This window comes from Streptococcus infantis, assembly GCF_047464215.1.
GTDB classification, from domain to species: domain Bacteria; phylum Bacillota; class Bacilli; order Lactobacillales; family Streptococcaceae; genus Streptococcus; species Streptococcus infantis_P.
In genome coordinates this window covers 24,484-41,088 of sequence record NZ_JASHCG010000005.1, presented here as the reverse complement: position 1 = coordinate 41,088, position 16,605 = coordinate 24,484, and the positions used below count along the sequence as shown (strand labels likewise).

Here is a 16,605-nt window from a genome sequence, read left to right as displayed (position 1 = left end):
TTCTTTTAAGACAATACTAGTATATCAAAAAAAGGCCTAATAAATATTACGCCTTTATTACAGTTTTGTTTCTTTCTTATAGATATATTTTTTCAAAAATAAACTGGAAAACTAACATCCATAGACAGTTTAATATCATTGATGGAACTAGACCATAAACGATAAAGACTGTTATACTTTCAGCAGTTAGGCCAATCATTTGCGCTAGAAGAAAACTACCAAATTCAAACAAGAAAGTCATCATTAAAATTGCTAATAGTCTAGTCCATCTATTTGATAGAATGATAGAATTATTTTTATAAATGATTGCACCAATAATAACAAAAAGAAGACTGGCAATCCCTATCAAATGAAAGAAATATATATCATAGATAAGCCCTATGATTAAGCAATAAGCCAAAAACAAATATTCGGATACTTCTATCGTCTCAAATAATAAAAAGATGAAGATAAAGTGACTCACAATTTGAAAATGTGGAAAAAAACTATTTACACATTGCCCTAAATGACTGTCTATTAAGACAACTATAGGCAAGAGCAAAAACATTCCTATCTGCTTCAACAGTCTCATGATGGATTCCCCACTAACTCTACGACTTTGGTATTCATTGAATCAGACTGAAGTTTGACTAACACTTCTCTTGTCAGATAGTCATTGCTATGCGTCACAGATTCGACCTCACCTACTGGAATGTCAGTAGCATTAAAATTACCAAGACCACCAGTTACTACCTTGTCTCCTTGACTGATATCACTACTACTATTTAACTGGCTTATTTTAAGCAAGTCTTTTTCTTTGTCGTACCCAATGATAATACCATATATACTAGTAGAACCGTGCTGAATTTTAACGGAGATTTTCTCCGTATTTTCAGCGTTGGTTAATAAGTTGACCACAGTAGAGTTATCTTCAATCTTTCCCACGCTTCCAATCAGTCCCCCACCAGCAATCACAAGCATATTGCTTGTCACGCCTTGTTGAGAACCTGCATCAATTGTCAACTCTTGTTTCCAGGTTGCAGGAGTTCTCATGATGACGTCAGAAGCAATTAACTTGGTTGCACTCAATTTTGACTTCATATCCAATAACTGACGTAGTTGCTCATTTTCTTCCTTCAAACTGTCTGCTTCATTCGTTTCCTTCTTCATCTGATAGAGTTCTTTTTTGAGAGTTTCATTCTCGTTATAGGTTCTGGTCAAACGACCTAAATCAGATTTTACGGAAGAAAGCCATTGAAAAGGCTTTTGTACTATTCTATCGACTAATGAAATGCCATCTCCAGCTTTTGTTACAACTGCACTTGATTGTGTTGTCACTAAAAAAACGGATACTACTAATACAATGACAAATAGAACAATGATATATTTTGATTTTTTAAAACGGTTCATACCTCTACCTTATATTACATTCTAAGATTTTAGCAAAAATAGAATTGCACCCAATACACAAACAAATAATAGCGCTATACTGTCTCTGTTCATCCAATTTAACTGTCGATACTGACTGCGTCCATTCCCACCTTGATACCCCCTAGCTTCCATGGCTGTAGCAAGAGAATCTGCTCTCTTCAAACTGGTAGCGAACAAAGGAATCAAAATAGGAATCATAGCCTTAACCTTTTGAATTACATTTCCTTCTCCAAAATCAACACCACGCGCCTTTTGAGCATTCATAATGCGAATCGTATCATCCATCAAGGTTGGTACAAATCGCAAACTCATAGATAACATGAGCCCAATCTCATGAACTGGAACTTTAAATCTTTTTAAAGGTCCGAGCAAGGATTCAACCGCTGTTGCCAAGCTCAATGGCATGGTTGTCAAAGTAAGCAAGGTTGAGAAAAAGATAATCAACACAAAACGACAAAAAATAATTCCTGCCTGCTCAATACCATAGCTTGTGATTTTTATAAATCCCATCTCGAACAAGACGTGACCGCCAGAGATAAAAAACAGTTGAAAAAGGGTTGTAAAAGCAATCAGAAAAAACATAGATCGCAAACCTTTTATAAAAAAAGATAAGGGAACTTCTGATAAAACGACAAATATGCCTGTTGCAATGAAGAGTATGAGATTTGTAATTGGATTATTGGCCCAAAAAGCGATGATGATCAATAAAATCATTGCTACTAACTTACTACGAGGATCTAGGCGATGAATAATCGAATTTCCTGGTATGTATCGACCTAAAATCATATTATCCATTGATAAACTCCTTAAACTCTTCTATCGTTATCGGCAATTGTTCGAAAGAAATTCCTCTGTCAACTAGCCTTTGAGCAAATCGTGTGATTTTAGGAACACCCAATTGGATATCTTCCATAAACTCCAGATTTTGAAAGACAAGACCTGGTTTCCCACCCTTAACTAGTTTCCCTTTTTCCATCACATAAACTTGGTCAGCAAATTCAGCCACATCATCCATAAGGTGGGTTACTAAAACAATTGTTATGCCATCTTGATGAAGCTTTTTAAACAAGGCCATCAACTCTTTCCGACCAATTGGATCCAAACCAGCTGTTGGTTCGTCTAAGACCAGAATGCTAGGATCCATCGCCAAAATTCCAGCAATAGCAACCCTTCTCATCTGGCCACCTGAAAGTTCAAATGGACTTCGTTCAAAGAGTGATTCATCGATTCCTACTAGAGCTAGTTTTTCACGCGCAATAGCTTCTGCCTCTTCTACAGAAACTCCAAAATTTTGAGGGCCAAAAGCCACATCTTTTAAGACAGTCTCCTCAAAGATTTGATTTTCTGCAAACTGAAATACCAACCCGACTTGTTTACGAATTTGACGAATTTGCTTATTGACAGATGTTGGTGTAATCAATGTATCAAAGACACGAACACTTCCCTTTGTAGGAACCAACAAACCATTCAAAAGTTGAAGGATTGTAGACTTTCCGCTTCCTGTATGCCCAATAATGGCCGTATAGGAACCATCTTCTATGGTGAGACTCACATCTGATAAGGCTGCTGAGGCAAAGGGTGTTCCTTCCTGATACGTATAACAAACATTGTCTAGAATAATTCCCATAAAGCCTCCTCAAGCTCCTCCTCGGTCAGGTAGTGCTCTGGTAATTTTAAGCCATTATCACTCAGTGATTGTTTTAATTGGTTGACAAAAGGTTGATCTAAGCCAATTTGATCTAAATCTGATCTAGAAAATAACTCTCTAGGAGTGCTAGTTGACTCGACTTCTCCTTTTTTCATCACCAAAACTCTGTCACTCATGGACACCTCATCCAAATCATGCGTAATGGAGATGACTGTCATCTGATGGTCTTTGCGAATCTTCTGGACTATCTTAATCAACTCTAATCGTCCCTCAGGGTCCAACATACTTGTAGCCTCATCCAAGATTAAAATATCTGGTCGCAGAGCAACAACTCCTGCAATAGCTACTCTCTGTTTCTGACCTCCTGACAGGCGAGCTGGTTCCTTTTTAGCAAATTCAGCCATCCCAACCAATGATAAAGCCTCAGAAACACGTTTCTTCATCTCTTCAAGTGGGATTCCTTGATTTTCCAATCCAAAAGCAACGTCGTCTTCAACAGTTGCTCCTACGAATTGGTTATCAGGATTTTGAAAGACCATACCAATCTTACGTCTTTTTTCCCAGACATTTTCTGGAGTTAGGCAATCACCGTCTATCCAAATTTCCCCTGATTCGGCCTCAAGTAAACCGTCAATCAAGCGAACAGTCGTTGACTTGCCACTACCATTATGACCAACGATAGACAACCACTCTCCACGTTTCACGTGAAACGTAATATTATGAACATCATAGTGTTCTTGATCTGCCTGATATCGAAAAGACAGATTTTTTATCTCAATAATCGATTCCATATCTAGCGAAAGGTTCCTTTAAATAAATACGCACTTCCCTTGAAATAATCATAACCAGAATAAACTGTGAAGAACAAGGCAATATAAAGAGTTATCTGACCAAACACATTCCAGTGAAGCAACAAGAAGATAATCGCAAACATCTGACTAAATGTCTTTATTTTTCCAGGCATTGCAGCAGCTAGAACAGTCCCGCCTGTTTCGACTAAGAGCAGGCGCAACCCGGTAACTGCAAGTTCTCGACAAATAATAACTGCTACCACCCAAGCTGGTGCCATATTTAGACCAACTAGCATAATAAATGCTGACATAACCAATAATTTATCAGCCATCGGATCCGCAAACTTACCGAAATTACTAACCACCTGCCATTTTCTAGCTAAATATCCATCCAAATAGTCCGTGATGCTAGCAATAGCAAAAATAATTGCTGCTGTTATATGTAATACTGGAGACGGTCCAAATGATAGAAGAAGAACAAAAATGGGAATAAATAAAATTCTACCAATCGTTAGTATGTTAGGAATATTCTCTTTTTTCATATTATCCTTCCTTAATTTGAACTCATTGTCAGTTTAATCCAGCCAGTTTCCCCAGCCAATTTTGAAGTATCGATTTCCTGATTATCGATTTTCACTGTTACTCCTTTAACAACTCCCAATGTAATTGTTACAGGATTGTCTTTCGAAATCGTTGTTTTAGCTGTTTTATTATTAGGTTCGAGAGTCACTCCTCCTGCCAAGTCAGTATTCGAAACACTGATCCAGCTCGTTACATCGCTAACAGAAAATTGAAGCTCAACTGAATCTTTAGAAGTTTTGTATTCTGCTGCTATCGTATCTCCCTGACCAGAAATGATCACAGAAGAGGCATCACTCGAACTTGATGAACTAGTAGATTGGCTACTACTTGATGGCTCACTACTGGAAGTACTTGTTGAACTCACAACACTATAACTTGCTGTAGCTGGCGTAGTTGGTTGGGTTTGAATGTAATTCCACACATAGTAGGTTACAAAAATTAAAATTAATGAAGACAAGAGAACAAAGTAAAATAGCGGGAGAAATGAATTCTTCTTGCGAATAGAACGTCTACGTCCTGAAAGCTCAATCTCATCAACATCTACTTCCTCATAGGTAATCATACTACCTGAATCATAGGCATCTAGAACGATATTTTCATCTAATTCAACAGCCCAAGCATACTTTCTCAAAAATGAACGAGCATAAAAAGTACTCGGTAGTTTGTCAAAATCATCTGACTCCATTGCCTCCAACAAATCCAGCTGAATATCTGTCTTTCTGTGCAATTCCTCTAAGCTCAGTCCTTGGTTAATCCTTGCAAGGCGTAAGACCTCGCCAATTGTTTTTTTTCTCATACTTAACATTCCTTCTTTCTAGTGTATTTTCTAGCGATTATATCGGAAAAATTGTACAATCAACCATGTCGCTATTATCTATCAAATCATGTCCTGCTTCTAGAACATCCTCAAGAGTAATTTCCTGCAAAAGTTTAGGAAGGTCAAACAGGGTAGAACCTGTATCGGTTGGATGATACTGAGTGGCAATGTATTCTAGGGAATCCATACTATGAAGAAATTCTCCATACATCTCAGTTTTTACAATATCCAAGTGATCCTCAGTTACATCCTCATCTTTCATAAAATTGCGAATAGCTTTACGAAATTGATGAGAAAGTGCCACAGGTTCCTTTGTATCCATTGTTAATATCACAAAATGGAAACGAGGATCAACTTCTATTTCTAGAGACAGGGAAGCATCCAGTTTACCTGTCTCATATAATTTTTGAAATCTTTGTGAAGTCCAACCAAACATCATTGTAAACAACAATTTCAATAAAAGATGATAACGATACTGATCTCGACTTCCGATATCTTCATTTCCTCTAATACCGATTGCTAGTTTTGGAGAAGCCACGTCCATCCGTAAACTTTCAGTAGTCTTTACAGGATGTAAAGGTATTTTTTCTCTCTTAAACTCATGTTTTTTTTCTTGAGGATGAGATTTCTTAGCAAAATAATCTTCAAGGAGTTCAAAATCAAAATTCCCCACTAAAAAGATATTACTATTGACAGGTCTGTAAAACTCTTTAAAGTTCTCTTTTAAATCCTCCAAACAAATAGCATCAATAGAGTTTTCACTACCAACAATATCTGAAGCTAAAGAACTTTCTGGATAGAGATTTGCCAAAGTCTTGAAAAATAGACAAGAATCCGGATCATCCTGATACATTTCTCTTTCCTGTTGAATGATATCCTTTTCGCGTTCCACAGATTCTTCAGTCATATTGAAAGTAGTGACAAGTTCTTCTAGCAAATCTAAACACTCTAGAACATTTTCAGAAGTCGAGAAAAGATAGCTAGTGTTCGTAAAGCTCGTAAAGGCATTACTTTCAGCACCCAACTCTGTAAAAGCTGCCATAACATCTCCAGAATCTTCTCTTTCAAAAAGCTTATGTTCTAAGAAATGAGCGATTCCTTGTGGATATTGTTGTAAGTCCTTATCATCCACTGTAAACCTTGTGTCAACAGAACCGACTTGGACACTTACAACGCCATAAACCTCGTTAAAGTCCTTTTTAGGTAGTAAAGTAACTGTCAAACCATTTTCTAATCTAGTTTGATACAAAGTTTCTTTTACAGCAGGATAATATTTCTTTTGAAAAGTAGGTCTGGTCATTCTGCTCCTTCCATAAAATAAATAGCCTGCAACTTAAAACTGTTTGCTGCTTCACAAATTGCTTCTCTATCAACTTGTTCAAGCTTATCGATTAAAGATTTTGTGTCAAGATTCGCCTTCCCAAAAAAAGTTGACAGATAATATTTATCGACGATAGAATCTTGATTATCCTGAGCAAGTAGTAAGGATCGACGAATCATTTGTTTGGTCTGATCAATTTCCTTATCTGTAAACTTGCCATTTTTTATGTCAAGTAACTGATGATTCATCAATTTTCTTACTTTGTTTCGATTTTGCCGATCAATTCCAGCAAACAATCGTAAAAATCCACTAAAGAGATCCAAATGACTTGATACCGTATAGGCTAGTCCTTCTTTTTCTCTCACTTGGGTAAATAGTTTCGAATGAGGAAAGGCTCCTAAAAGACCATTGACAAAAAGCACTGCCATCTGTTCTTCATCACCATATGCCACTGAACTATGGTAGCCCATCTCTAAAACAGACTGTCCTAATCTCTTTCTAACAATACCTTCTCTAAGAATATTAGAATAGGGTTGCTGATATTGAATGTTTACAGCTGATTTACGACCTATTAACGGAAATTTATGTAAAAACTCTAAAACTTCAATTTCATTAAAATCGCCTAAGAAGAAAATATCTATTTGGTCTTCTTTTAGCATTTTTTGATAGCTTGAAAAACATGTTTTTGAATTCTCTTCTGAAATTCTAGAAATCAAATCTTTTGGAACTAGCTGCATTGATTCTTCTTGGAAAAACAATTGATCTAACTCTTTATGTGCAAAGAAGAATGGGTCTTCCAATTCTGATTCTAGCCTTGATAAGATCTGTTTTTTCTCGATGTCAAAAGCATTTTTCTCAAATCCATCCTCATCCGACAATGGTGTAAACAGAACCTGGTGCAGTAATTCTAAAATTTGAGAAGTTAATACGTTTTTCTTACTTAAAAATTCATCACGCACATAGGTAATATTCAAATCCACAAGATGACTTTGTCCTCTTCGATAGGCGTGCGCTGACAAATCAGTTCCATACAAGGTTGCTAAACGTTTTCTAAACAGTTGAGCAGTTGGATAACTTTGGTTGGCAGTTTCAAACATACTGGCACTTAACATGCGACTTGAAATTGAATCCAAAGACAATGGAGCTGTGAAACGCACAGTAATTTTATTAGTTTTAAATTTTTTTGATTGGATAAAATGCACTGCAATTCCAGGTACTAACTCCATCGCTTACCTCCTTCTACATAGAGTTCTATTATACCATGAAAAGAGAAAATTTTCTTGTTCTCTTTATTCCTTTTAGAATTAAAATCGCTTTCATTTCTAATGAATTTACCTCTGCCATTTCAAGGTAAAATATGGTATAATACCAAAGATTGAGGTGAACTATGGAATACAAATTATTTGAAGAATTTATCACTCTCCAAGCTCTCTTGAAAGAACTTGGTATTATACACAGTGGCGGAGCCATTAAATCCTTTTTAGCTGAGCATCTTGTCTACTTTAATGGCGAATTGGAAAATCGTCGTGGGAAAAAAGTAAGAATCGGAGACTCCATCGACATTCCTGATTTGAAAATCCACATCATTTTGACTCAACCTAGTCAAGAAGAACAGGAAGAATATCTTCAAGAAAAACTTGAGAAAGAACGTGTGGCTAAACTTGTCAAAGAAATGAATAAGACGGTCAAAAAAAAGCCAACAAAAAAGACCCAGAAAGCTGAAACAAAAACTGCGCCACGTTTCCCAGGTAGATAAGTATGTGGCTGAAAAATTTATCCATCAAACAATTTCGAAACTATCAGGATACTGAAATTGAATTTAATCCTAAATTGAATGTATTTGTTGGTCGAAATGCACAAGGCAAAACCAATCTCCTGGAAAGTATTTACTTTTTAGCTTTAACTAGAAGCCATCGGACAAAGACAGACAAAAATTTAATTCAATTTGAAGAAGAACAGCTTCAAGTTTCTGGAATTCTTCAAAAACGAACGGCTACTGTTCCACTTGAGATTGACTTGACTCCAAAAGGTCGGATTACTAAAGTTAATCACTTAAAACAAGCTCGGCTATCTGACTATATTGGACACATGAATGTTGTTCTATTTGCACCCGAAGATTTACAACTTGTCAAAGGAGCACCTGCTATCCGACGTAAGTTTATAGATATGGAACTAGGACAAATCAAACCCATATACTTGTCAGACTTGTCAAGCTACAACCATGTGCTCAAACAAAGAAATACCTACTTAAAATCAGCGAATCAGATTGACGAAACATTTTTATCTGTTCTAGATGACCAGCTAGTAGACTACGGTTGTCGGGTGATGGTCCACAGAGAAGAATTTATAAAAAAAATGGAATCTTTTGGTCGTGAAAAGCACTTTGATATTTCAGACCAATTAGAAGAGTTGTCAATTCGTTATCAACCATCCGTAAACTTCACTGACAAGGGAAAACTAGCAGAATCTTTCTATGCAGCACTTCAAAAAAGTAGATCAAGAGATTTATTTAAGAAGAATACTGGAGTTGGTCCTCATCGAGATGATATGATTTTCTTAATCAACGGTATAGAAGCAAGTTTTGGCAGTCAAGGACAGCATCGTAGCCTTGTCCTCTCTATCAAACTAGCTGAAATTGAGTTGATGGAGAGTATTACCAAGGAAGCGCCTATTCTTTTACTTGACGATGTTATGAGTGAACTTGACAATACTCGTCAACTTAAATTATTAGAGACTATATCTCAAAACATTCAAACCTTTATTACTACAACTAGTTTAGAGCATCTTCAGAACTTACCTGATAATCTCAGTGTATTTACAGTAAAAGATGGTCAATTGTCTGTAAACTAATATTTACAATATTGTAATAAAAAAATCTCCTGTCAAACAGGAGATTTTTTTATTACATTGAGTAGTTTGGTGCTTCATTTGTGATTTGCACATCGTGTGGATGGCTTTCTTTTAGACCAGCACCAGACATTTCGATAAACTGAGCATTGTCATGTAATTCTTTTAGGTTAGCAGCACCACAGTAACCCATACCAGAACGAATACCACCAATCATTTGGAAGACGATATCGGCTGCTGCACCTTTATAAGCAACACGACCTTCGATTCCTTCTGGAACCAGTTTGTTTGCTTCATTGACAGAACCTTGGAAGTAACGGTCGCTTGACCCCTTCTTCATAGCAGCAATTGAGCCCATACCGCGGTATGTCTTGAACTTACGTCCTTGGAAGATTTCAGTTTCACCTGGAGCTTCATCTGTTCCCGCGAACATTGAACCAAGCATTACTGCATTTCCACCAGCAGCAAGAGCTTTTACAATATCGCCAGAATACTTGATTCCACCATCAGCGATGATTGTTTTGCCATATTCACGCGCAACTGCTGCCGCATCATAGATAGCTGTAACTTGTGGAACTCCGACACCTGCAATAACACGAGTTGTACAGATTGAACCTGGTCCAATACCAACTTTAACAACGTCAACTCCTGCGTCATAAAGGGCACGCGCACCTTCAGCAGTAGCGATGTTCCCAGCAATCAGTGTACGGTCTGGGAAATGCGCACGGATTTCAGCGATTTTACGAAGAACACCCGCTGAGTGACCATGAGCAGTATCGATAACAATGGCATCAGCCCCTGCTTCAAAGAGGGCTTCAGCACGTTCAAATGTATCAGAAGTAACACCTACCGCACCAGCAACAAGAAGACGACCAAATTCATCTTTTGCAGCATTTGGAAATTCAATCACTTTTTCAATATCTTTAATCGTAATCAAGCCAGAAAGACGACCTTCTTCATCAACCAAAGGGAGTTTTTCAATACGGTGTTCTTGAAGAATGCTCTCAGCTGTTTCAAGATCTGTTCCAACAGGAGCAGTAACAAGATTCTCACTGGTCATATGATTTGAGATTGGTTGATTGTAATCTGAAATAAAACGAAGGTCTCGGTTTGTTAAAATACCAACCAATTTACGATTTTCAAGAGTTTCAACCACTGGAACACCACTGATACGGTAACGTCCCATGAGTTCATCTGCTTCTGCAATTGTATGCTCTGGAGTCAAGAAGAATGGATCAATGATAACACCATTTTCAGAACGTTTTACCTTACGAACTTCATCTGCCTGCTGTTCAATAGACATATTTTTATGGATAACACCAAGACCACCTGCACGCGCAATAGCAATAGCCATTTGGCTTTCTGTTACAGTATCCATGGCTGCTGTAATAATTGGGATATTTAAAGTCAAATTATCTGCCAATTTTGTTGTTAAATCTGCATCATTAGGCAATACATGACTCTCTGCTGGAATAAGCAATACATCATCAAAGGTAAAACCTTTTTTCAAAAATTTAGTGTCCCAATTAGACATTGAAGTTTCCTCTTTTCTTTCTTTTTGAGCTTGACGCTTTTTGTATTGTATCTATCATACCATTCTATGAAAATTTGTCAATTATATTGATAATAGATAATGTAAAAAACTATCCCTTTAATTTTAAAGAAGAGATAGTTTTAGAGTTCATATTTTATCTATTAATGAAAGTAATTTAGACCCATTGCAGCTTTTACTTCTGAAAGCGTTTGACCAGCAACTTCTCGAGCTTTTTCACTGCCTTTTTGAAGCATATTATACACTTCACCCATATCTTTAGCATATTCTAGGCGACGTTCACGGATTGGACCAAGTTCACGTTCTAGGATTTCCAGTAGATACCGTTTAGTCTTGACATCACCTAAACCTCCACGTTGATAATGCTCTTTCATGTCAACAATTTCTTGAGCATCTTCAGGACGTCCAAAAACATCTAAATAATGGAAGACCATATTTCCTTCAATCTTACCTGGATCCTCGACACGAATGTGATCTGGATCTGTATACATACTCATTACTTTCTTACGCAAAGTATCTGCATCATCTGACAAGTAGATACCATTATTAAGCGATTTAGACATTTTGGCATTTCCATCAAGACCAGGTAAGCGACCTGCTCCTTCATTTTCAGGATAAATTCCTTCCGGTTCTACTAAAACATCACAATTATAGGCGTGATTGAATGAACGCACAATCTCACGCGTTTGTTCAATCATCGGTTTTTGGTCTGTACCTACAGGAACATAGTTAGCCTTAAAAGCTGTGATATCTGCTGCTTGAGCAATTGGATAAACTAAAAATCCAGTTGGAATACTTTCTCCAAATCCTTTCTGAGCAATTTCTGTTTTTACAGTAGGATTACGCTCCAGACGAGCCAAAGACACTAGATTCATGTAATACATAGACAACTCTGCCAATTCTGGAATTTGACTTTGAATGAAAATCGTTGATTTGTTAGGATCCAATCCCACTGCAAGATAGTCCAAAGCAACATTCCCAATAGACTCTACAATAGTTTGTGGATCTTTTGCATGGTCAGTTAAAGCTTGCTGGTCAGCCAAAAAAACAAACATGTCATATTTATCTTCTTGCTGTAATAAGACACGATTTTTTAAGCTACCAACGTAGTGCCCAATATGTAATTTCCCCGTTGGACGATCTCCTGTTAAAATAATGGGTTTATTCATCTTATTCTCCTTTGATATGGTCCTTTCAATTATAGCATTTTTTTGATAAAAAGACAGGTAATTTTTTTATCAAATAATTACGATTTCAACTCCTCAACTGTAAACTATCTGTAAACTTAATTTACAAATAATTGACAGATAAAAATTTGAATATTTGCTGATTTTCTAGTAGAATTAGAGTATTACATATAATAGGAGAAAAAAATTGCTAACAGTATCTGATGTTTCACTACGTTTTAGTGATCGCAAACTTTTTGATGAGGTCAACATCAAATTTACAGAAGGAAACACATATGGTTTAATTGGTGCTAACGGTGCAGGTAAATCAACATTTTTAAAAATCTTAGCTGGGGATATTGAACCTACAACTGGTCATGTTTCTCTTGGACCTGATGAACGTCTTTCTGTGCTTCGTCAAAATCACTTTGACTATGAGGATGAACGTGTTATTGATGTTGTTATCATGGGTAATGAAAAACTATACAACATCATGAAAGAAAAAGATGCTATCTATATGAAAGCAGACTTTACTGATGAAGATGGAGTTCGTGCAGCTGAGCTTGAAGGAGAATTTGCTGAACTAGGTGGTTGGGAAGCTGAGAGTGAAGCTTCACAACTCTTGCAAAACTTGAATATCCCTGAAGATCTTCATTACCAAAATATGAGTGAACTCGCAAATGGAGACAAAGTGAAAGTACTCCTTGCTAAAGCTCTATTTGGTAAACCAGATGTACTTCTTCTAGACGAGCCGACCAACGGTCTTGATATCCAATCTATTACTTGGTTAGAAGATTTCTTGATTGACTTTGATAACACCGTTATTGTCGTATCCCATGACCGTCACTTCTTGAACAAAGTATGTACTCACATGGCCGACCTTGACTTTGGAAAAATCAAACTCTATGTCGGAAACTACGACTTCTGGAAAGAATCTTCTGAGCTTGCTGCTAAATTGCTAGCAGACCGTAATGCTAAAGCAGAAGAAAAAATTAAGCAATTACAAGAATTCGTTGCTCGTTTCTCTGCTAATGCTTCTAAATCAAGACAAGCAACATCACGTAAGAAAATGCTTGATAAGATTGAACTTGAAGAAATTGTGCCATCTAGTCGTAAATATCCATTTATCAACTTTAAAGCTGAACGTGAAATCGGAAACGATCTCTTGACAGTAGAAAATCTATCTGTCAAGATTGATGGTGAAACTATTCTTGACAACATCAGCTTTATCTTGCGTCCAGGTGACAAGACAGCTCTTATCGGTCAAAACGACATTCAAACAACTGCATTGATTCGTGCTATTATGGGTGATATTGACTATGAGGGAACTGTCAAGTGGGGGGTTACAACTAGTCGCTCTTACTTACCAAAAGACAATTCAGCTGATTTTGCTGGGAGTGAATCTATTCTTGACTGGCTCCGTCAATTTGCAAGTAAAGAAGAAGATGATAATACCTTCTTGCGTGGTTTCCTTGGTCGTATGCTCTTCTCTGGAGATGAGGTTAACAAACCTGTAAATGTCTTGTCAGGGGGAGAAAAAGTGCGCGTGATGCTATCAAAACTCATGCTTTTGAAATCAAATGTTCTAGTACTTGACGATCCTACTAATCACTTAGATTTGGAATCTATTTCAAGTTTGAACGATGGATTGAAAAACTTCAAAGAATCTATCATCTTCGCCAGTCATGACCATGAATTCATTCAAACATTGGCTAACCACATTATTGTCCTATCTAAAAACGGTGTAATCGACCGTATCGATGAAACCTATGATGAATTCTTAGAAAATGCTGAAGTACAAGCAAAAGTCAAAGAACTTTGGAAAGACTAAATAATACTTTAAAACTCAGTTGGATTAACCAACTGAGTTTTCTAACATTCTATGAGGTAACATGAAAACATTTTTCAGAAACTATTGGACCTATCTTATTTCTTTCATTATTCCCCTAGTAATTATATTCGGAGTCTATCTTTCTCAAGGTATCTACTGGAATAGTGATACTTCACCTTTATTGGGGGATGGATTTCATCAATATGTTATTTTTGATCTAAATCTTCGTAATATTTTACATGGGAGTGATAGCCTATTTTATACTTTTACCAGCGGTCTAGGTCTCAATTTTTATGCCTTGTCCAGTTATTACCTTGGTAGTTTTCTATCTCCTCTTGTTTATTTTTTTGATGTATCAAGCATGCCAGATGCAGTTTATTTGTCAACCTTGTTGAAATTTGGCTTGATAGGTCTGTCAACCTTTTTTAGCTTGAGTAAAATATTCAAAAATATATCTGCCCTACTTCGATTAGCTCTATCTACCTCATATGCATTAATGAGCTTTACAGTTAGTCAAGTAGAGATTAAGACCTGGTTGGATGTTTTTATTTTAATCCCCTTAATTTTAACTGGTTTACATCTACTCATAACGGAAAAAAAACGTATTCTATACTTTACAAGCTTGTCAATCTTATTTATCCAAAACTACTATTTTGGTTATATGACTGCCCTGTTTTTGGTAGTTTGGTATTTTTGCCAACTTTCCTGGGATTTTAAAAGTCGCAAGTATTCTTTCCTTGATTTTTTCCTAACATCCTTACTCGCTGGTTTAATAAGTTTCATCATGACACTCCCAACCTTGTTTGATTTAAGAACTCATGGTGAAAAACTAACCGCTATTACAAAAATAAAAACAGATGCCAGTTGGTATCTAGATCTATTCGCTAAACAATTTATTGGTGCTTTCGATACAACTAAATATGGTTCTATCCCAATGATTTTTGTAGGCCTCCTTCCTTTTATCTTAACAATTGTATTCTTTACATTAAAATCAATTAAGTTTCACGTGAAACTATGCTATGCAACTCTACTCATTCTCATCATTGCTAGTTTTTATCTAGAAGCCTTAGATTTATTTTGGCAAGGAATGCACGCACCAAATATGTTTCTTCATCGCTATGCTTGGATTTTCTCTACTCTCTTGATTTATATTTCAGCAGAAGTTTTAAATAGATTTAAGGATATTAAATTATGGAATATTTTATTCTCAATGACCTTCCTTTTATTTGGCTATCTGGCAACCATTTATTTTAAAAATCATTATTCATTTCTAACTAAATTAAATATACTCTTAACGATTGAGTTCTTAGTGGTATACTTACTATTGTTATTAGCACTTATCCGAAAAATGATTTCTCTAAAAATCTTTTCAATTCTTATTTTGATCTTTACAGTAAGTGAAGTTAGTTTTAATGCTTCATCTCAACTAAATGGAATTACGAAAGAATGGGGATTTGCTTCTCGTAGTACCTATGATAAAGATATTCCAAGTATGGAAGCTATTTTGGAGTATACCAAACAGCAACCAGATACATTTACACGAACTGAAAAGTTACAAACTCAAACTGGAAACGATAGCATGAAATTTAACTACAATGGCATCTCACAATTTTCATCTGTTCGTAATCGTTCTGCAAGTACAACGTTAGATAAGTTGGGTTTTAAATCTTCAGGTACCAACCTTAATCTTCGTTATGCAAATAATACTATCATTGCAGATAGTTTATTTGGAATCAGCTACAATATTTCTGAAACCTATCCAGATAAATATGGTTTTCATCCAAGCTATCAAAAAGATAATCTAACCCTTTATAAAAATCAATTCGCTCTCCCAATTGCTTTTGCTACACAGTCTCTTTACAAAGATGTCACTTTTAATGACCATACTCTTGATAACCAAACTCAATTTTTAAATCAAATTGCTGGCTTAAATGAAGAGTACTTTTATCCGATAAATCATTATACAGACTCTGATAACAACGTTGTCAATCTAAACGGAACTGATACTGAAGATGCAACTATCAGCTACAGCATTGAAGTACCTGATAATAGTCAGGTTTACCTTTCCATGACCAAGCTAAATTTTTCAAATGATAAGAAAAAGCAAGTTGACATCATTATCAATGGTGAAAAAAAATCCTTTACCACAGACAATGCTTTTACATTTTTTAATCTTGGATATGCAGAACATAAACAAACTTTTGATATCCAAGTTAAGTTTCCAGGAAATGCTCAAGTATCATTTGAATCTCCAACTTTCTATCGCTTAGATACTAAGAAATATACGGAGGCAATTAGCAAAATAAAAGAAAATCCAGTAGAAGTGAGCTCTTATAAAAATAAAGTCATTGTTAATTATAAGGTAAAGAATGAGACATCAATTTTTTTCACAATTCCTTATGACCAAGGATGGTCTGCTTATCAAAATGGTAAAAAATTACAAATTCAACAGGCACAAACTGGATTTATGAAAATTGATGTTCCTGAAGGTGAAGGAACTATTACCCTTTCCTTTATACCAAAAGGATTTGTTGTTGGTGCAAGTTGTTCTCTTATAGCCATTATTGTCTTTATTTTTTATGATATTCAAAGAAAAAAATATTCTAGATAAAAAAACAATCGACCGAATCGGTCGATTGT

Annotated in this window: 15 protein-coding genes; 4 read left to right on the top strand and 11 right to left on the bottom strand. The window is 36.0% G+C overall.

Going from position 1 to position 16,605, the window contains the following annotated elements; all coding sequences use genetic code 11:
- Window positions 1-76: 76 nt before the first annotated feature.
- From mreD to yfmF, 9 genes are read right to left on the bottom strand one after another with little or no spacing between them, the layout of a single operon-like run.
- On the bottom strand, window positions 77-571 hold the full coding sequence (gene mreD / locus QM469_RS04210) for a rod shape-determining protein MreD (protein ID WP_414276113.1): 495 nt from the start codon (window positions 569-571) through the stop codon (window positions 77-79).
- Window positions 568-1,389: a rod shape-determining protein MreC gene (gene mreC, locus QM469_RS04205; protein ID WP_075231079.1), complete on the bottom strand. Its 822-nt coding sequence runs from the start codon at window positions 1,387-1,389 to the stop codon at window positions 568-570. The genes mreD and mreC overlap by 4 nt, the downstream gene beginning before the upstream one ends.
- A gap of 21 nt (window positions 1,390-1,410) precedes the next feature.
- Window positions 1,411-2,205, bottom strand: a complete 795-nt coding sequence (locus tag QM469_RS04200) for an energy-coupling factor transporter transmembrane component T family protein (RefSeq protein ID WP_000369587.1) — start codon at window positions 2,203-2,205, stop codon at window positions 1,411-1,413.
- Window positions 2,198-3,037 (bottom strand): energy-coupling factor transporter ATPase, encoded by an 840-nt coding sequence (locus tag QM469_RS04195; protein ID WP_414276112.1) that lies wholly within the window; start codon window positions 3,035-3,037, stop codon window positions 2,198-2,200. The genes QM469_RS04200 and QM469_RS04195 overlap by 8 nt, the downstream gene beginning before the upstream one ends.
- On the bottom strand, window positions 3,022-3,849 hold the full coding sequence (locus QM469_RS04190; RefSeq protein WP_414276111.1) for an energy-coupling factor ABC transporter ATP-binding protein: 828 nt from the start codon (window positions 3,847-3,849) through the stop codon (window positions 3,022-3,024). Before QM469_RS04190 ends, QM469_RS04195 begins: the two co-directional genes overlap by 16 nt.
- Window positions 3,850-3,851: 2 nt before the next feature.
- Complete coding sequence (pgsA, locus tag QM469_RS04185) at window positions 3,852-4,391, bottom strand: CDP-diacylglycerol--glycerol-3-phosphate 3-phosphatidyltransferase (RefSeq protein WP_371608102.1); 540 nt, start codon at window positions 4,389-4,391, stop codon at window positions 3,852-3,854.
- Between the two features lie 11 nt (window positions 4,392-4,402).
- A complete protein-coding gene (gene rodZ, locus QM469_RS04180; RefSeq protein ID WP_371608103.1) occupies window positions 4,403-5,227 on the bottom strand; it encodes a cytoskeleton protein RodZ in 825 nt (274 codons plus the stop codon).
- Window positions 5,228-5,264: 37 nt separating this feature from the next.
- Window positions 5,265-6,548 (bottom strand): EF-P 5-aminopentanol modification-associated protein YfmH, encoded by a 1,284-nt coding sequence (yfmH, locus tag QM469_RS04175; RefSeq protein WP_371608104.1) that lies wholly within the window; start codon window positions 6,546-6,548, stop codon window positions 5,265-5,267.
- A complete protein-coding gene (yfmF, locus tag QM469_RS04170; RefSeq protein ID WP_371608105.1) occupies window positions 6,545-7,795 on the bottom strand; it encodes an EF-P 5-aminopentanol modification-associated protein YfmF in 1,251 nt (416 codons plus the stop codon). Before yfmF ends, yfmH begins: the two co-directional genes overlap by 4 nt.
- 161 nt (window positions 7,796-7,956) lie before the next feature.
- On the opposite strand from yfmF, the gene yaaA reads away from it, so the two are divergent.
- Window positions 7,957-8,325: a S4 domain-containing protein YaaA gene (gene yaaA / locus QM469_RS04165; RefSeq protein ID WP_075231086.1), complete on the top strand. Its 369-nt coding sequence runs from the start codon at window positions 7,957-7,959 to the stop codon at window positions 8,323-8,325.
- Window positions 8,326-8,327: 2 nt separating this feature from the next.
- Window positions 8,328-9,419 (top strand): DNA replication/repair protein RecF, encoded by a 1,092-nt coding sequence (gene recF, locus QM469_RS04160; protein WP_371608106.1) that lies wholly within the window; start codon window positions 8,328-8,330, stop codon window positions 9,417-9,419.
- A gap of 52 nt (window positions 9,420-9,471) precedes the next feature.
- On the opposite strand, the gene guaB is transcribed toward recF, so the two are convergent.
- Both guaB and trpS read right to left on the bottom strand, forming a co-directional pair.
- Complete coding sequence (gene guaB / locus QM469_RS04155; RefSeq protein ID WP_045762410.1) at window positions 9,472-10,950, bottom strand: IMP dehydrogenase; 1,479 nt, start codon at window positions 10,948-10,950, stop codon at window positions 9,472-9,474.
- A 161-nt stretch (window positions 10,951-11,111) separates the two neighbouring features.
- Window positions 11,112-12,137 carry a tryptophan--tRNA ligase gene (gene trpS, locus QM469_RS04150; RefSeq protein ID WP_414276110.1) on the bottom strand — a complete coding sequence of 342 codons (1,026 nt, stop codon included), beginning with the start codon at window positions 12,135-12,137 and terminating at the stop codon, window positions 11,112-11,114.
- A gap of 205 nt (window positions 12,138-12,342) precedes the next feature.
- On the opposite strand from trpS, the gene QM469_RS04145 reads away from it, so the two are divergent.
- Both QM469_RS04145 and QM469_RS04140 read left to right on the top strand, forming a co-directional pair.
- Window positions 12,343-13,965 carry an ATP-binding cassette domain-containing protein gene (locus tag QM469_RS04145; protein WP_000958799.1) on the top strand — a complete coding sequence of 541 codons (1,623 nt, stop codon included), beginning with the start codon at window positions 12,343-12,345 and terminating at the stop codon, window positions 13,963-13,965.
- Between the two features lie 61 nt (window positions 13,966-14,026).
- Window positions 14,027-16,576, top strand: a complete 2,550-nt coding sequence (locus QM469_RS04140) for a YfhO family protein (RefSeq protein ID WP_414276109.1) — start codon at window positions 14,027-14,029, stop codon at window positions 16,574-16,576.
- Window positions 16,577-16,605 lie beyond the last annotated feature (29 nt).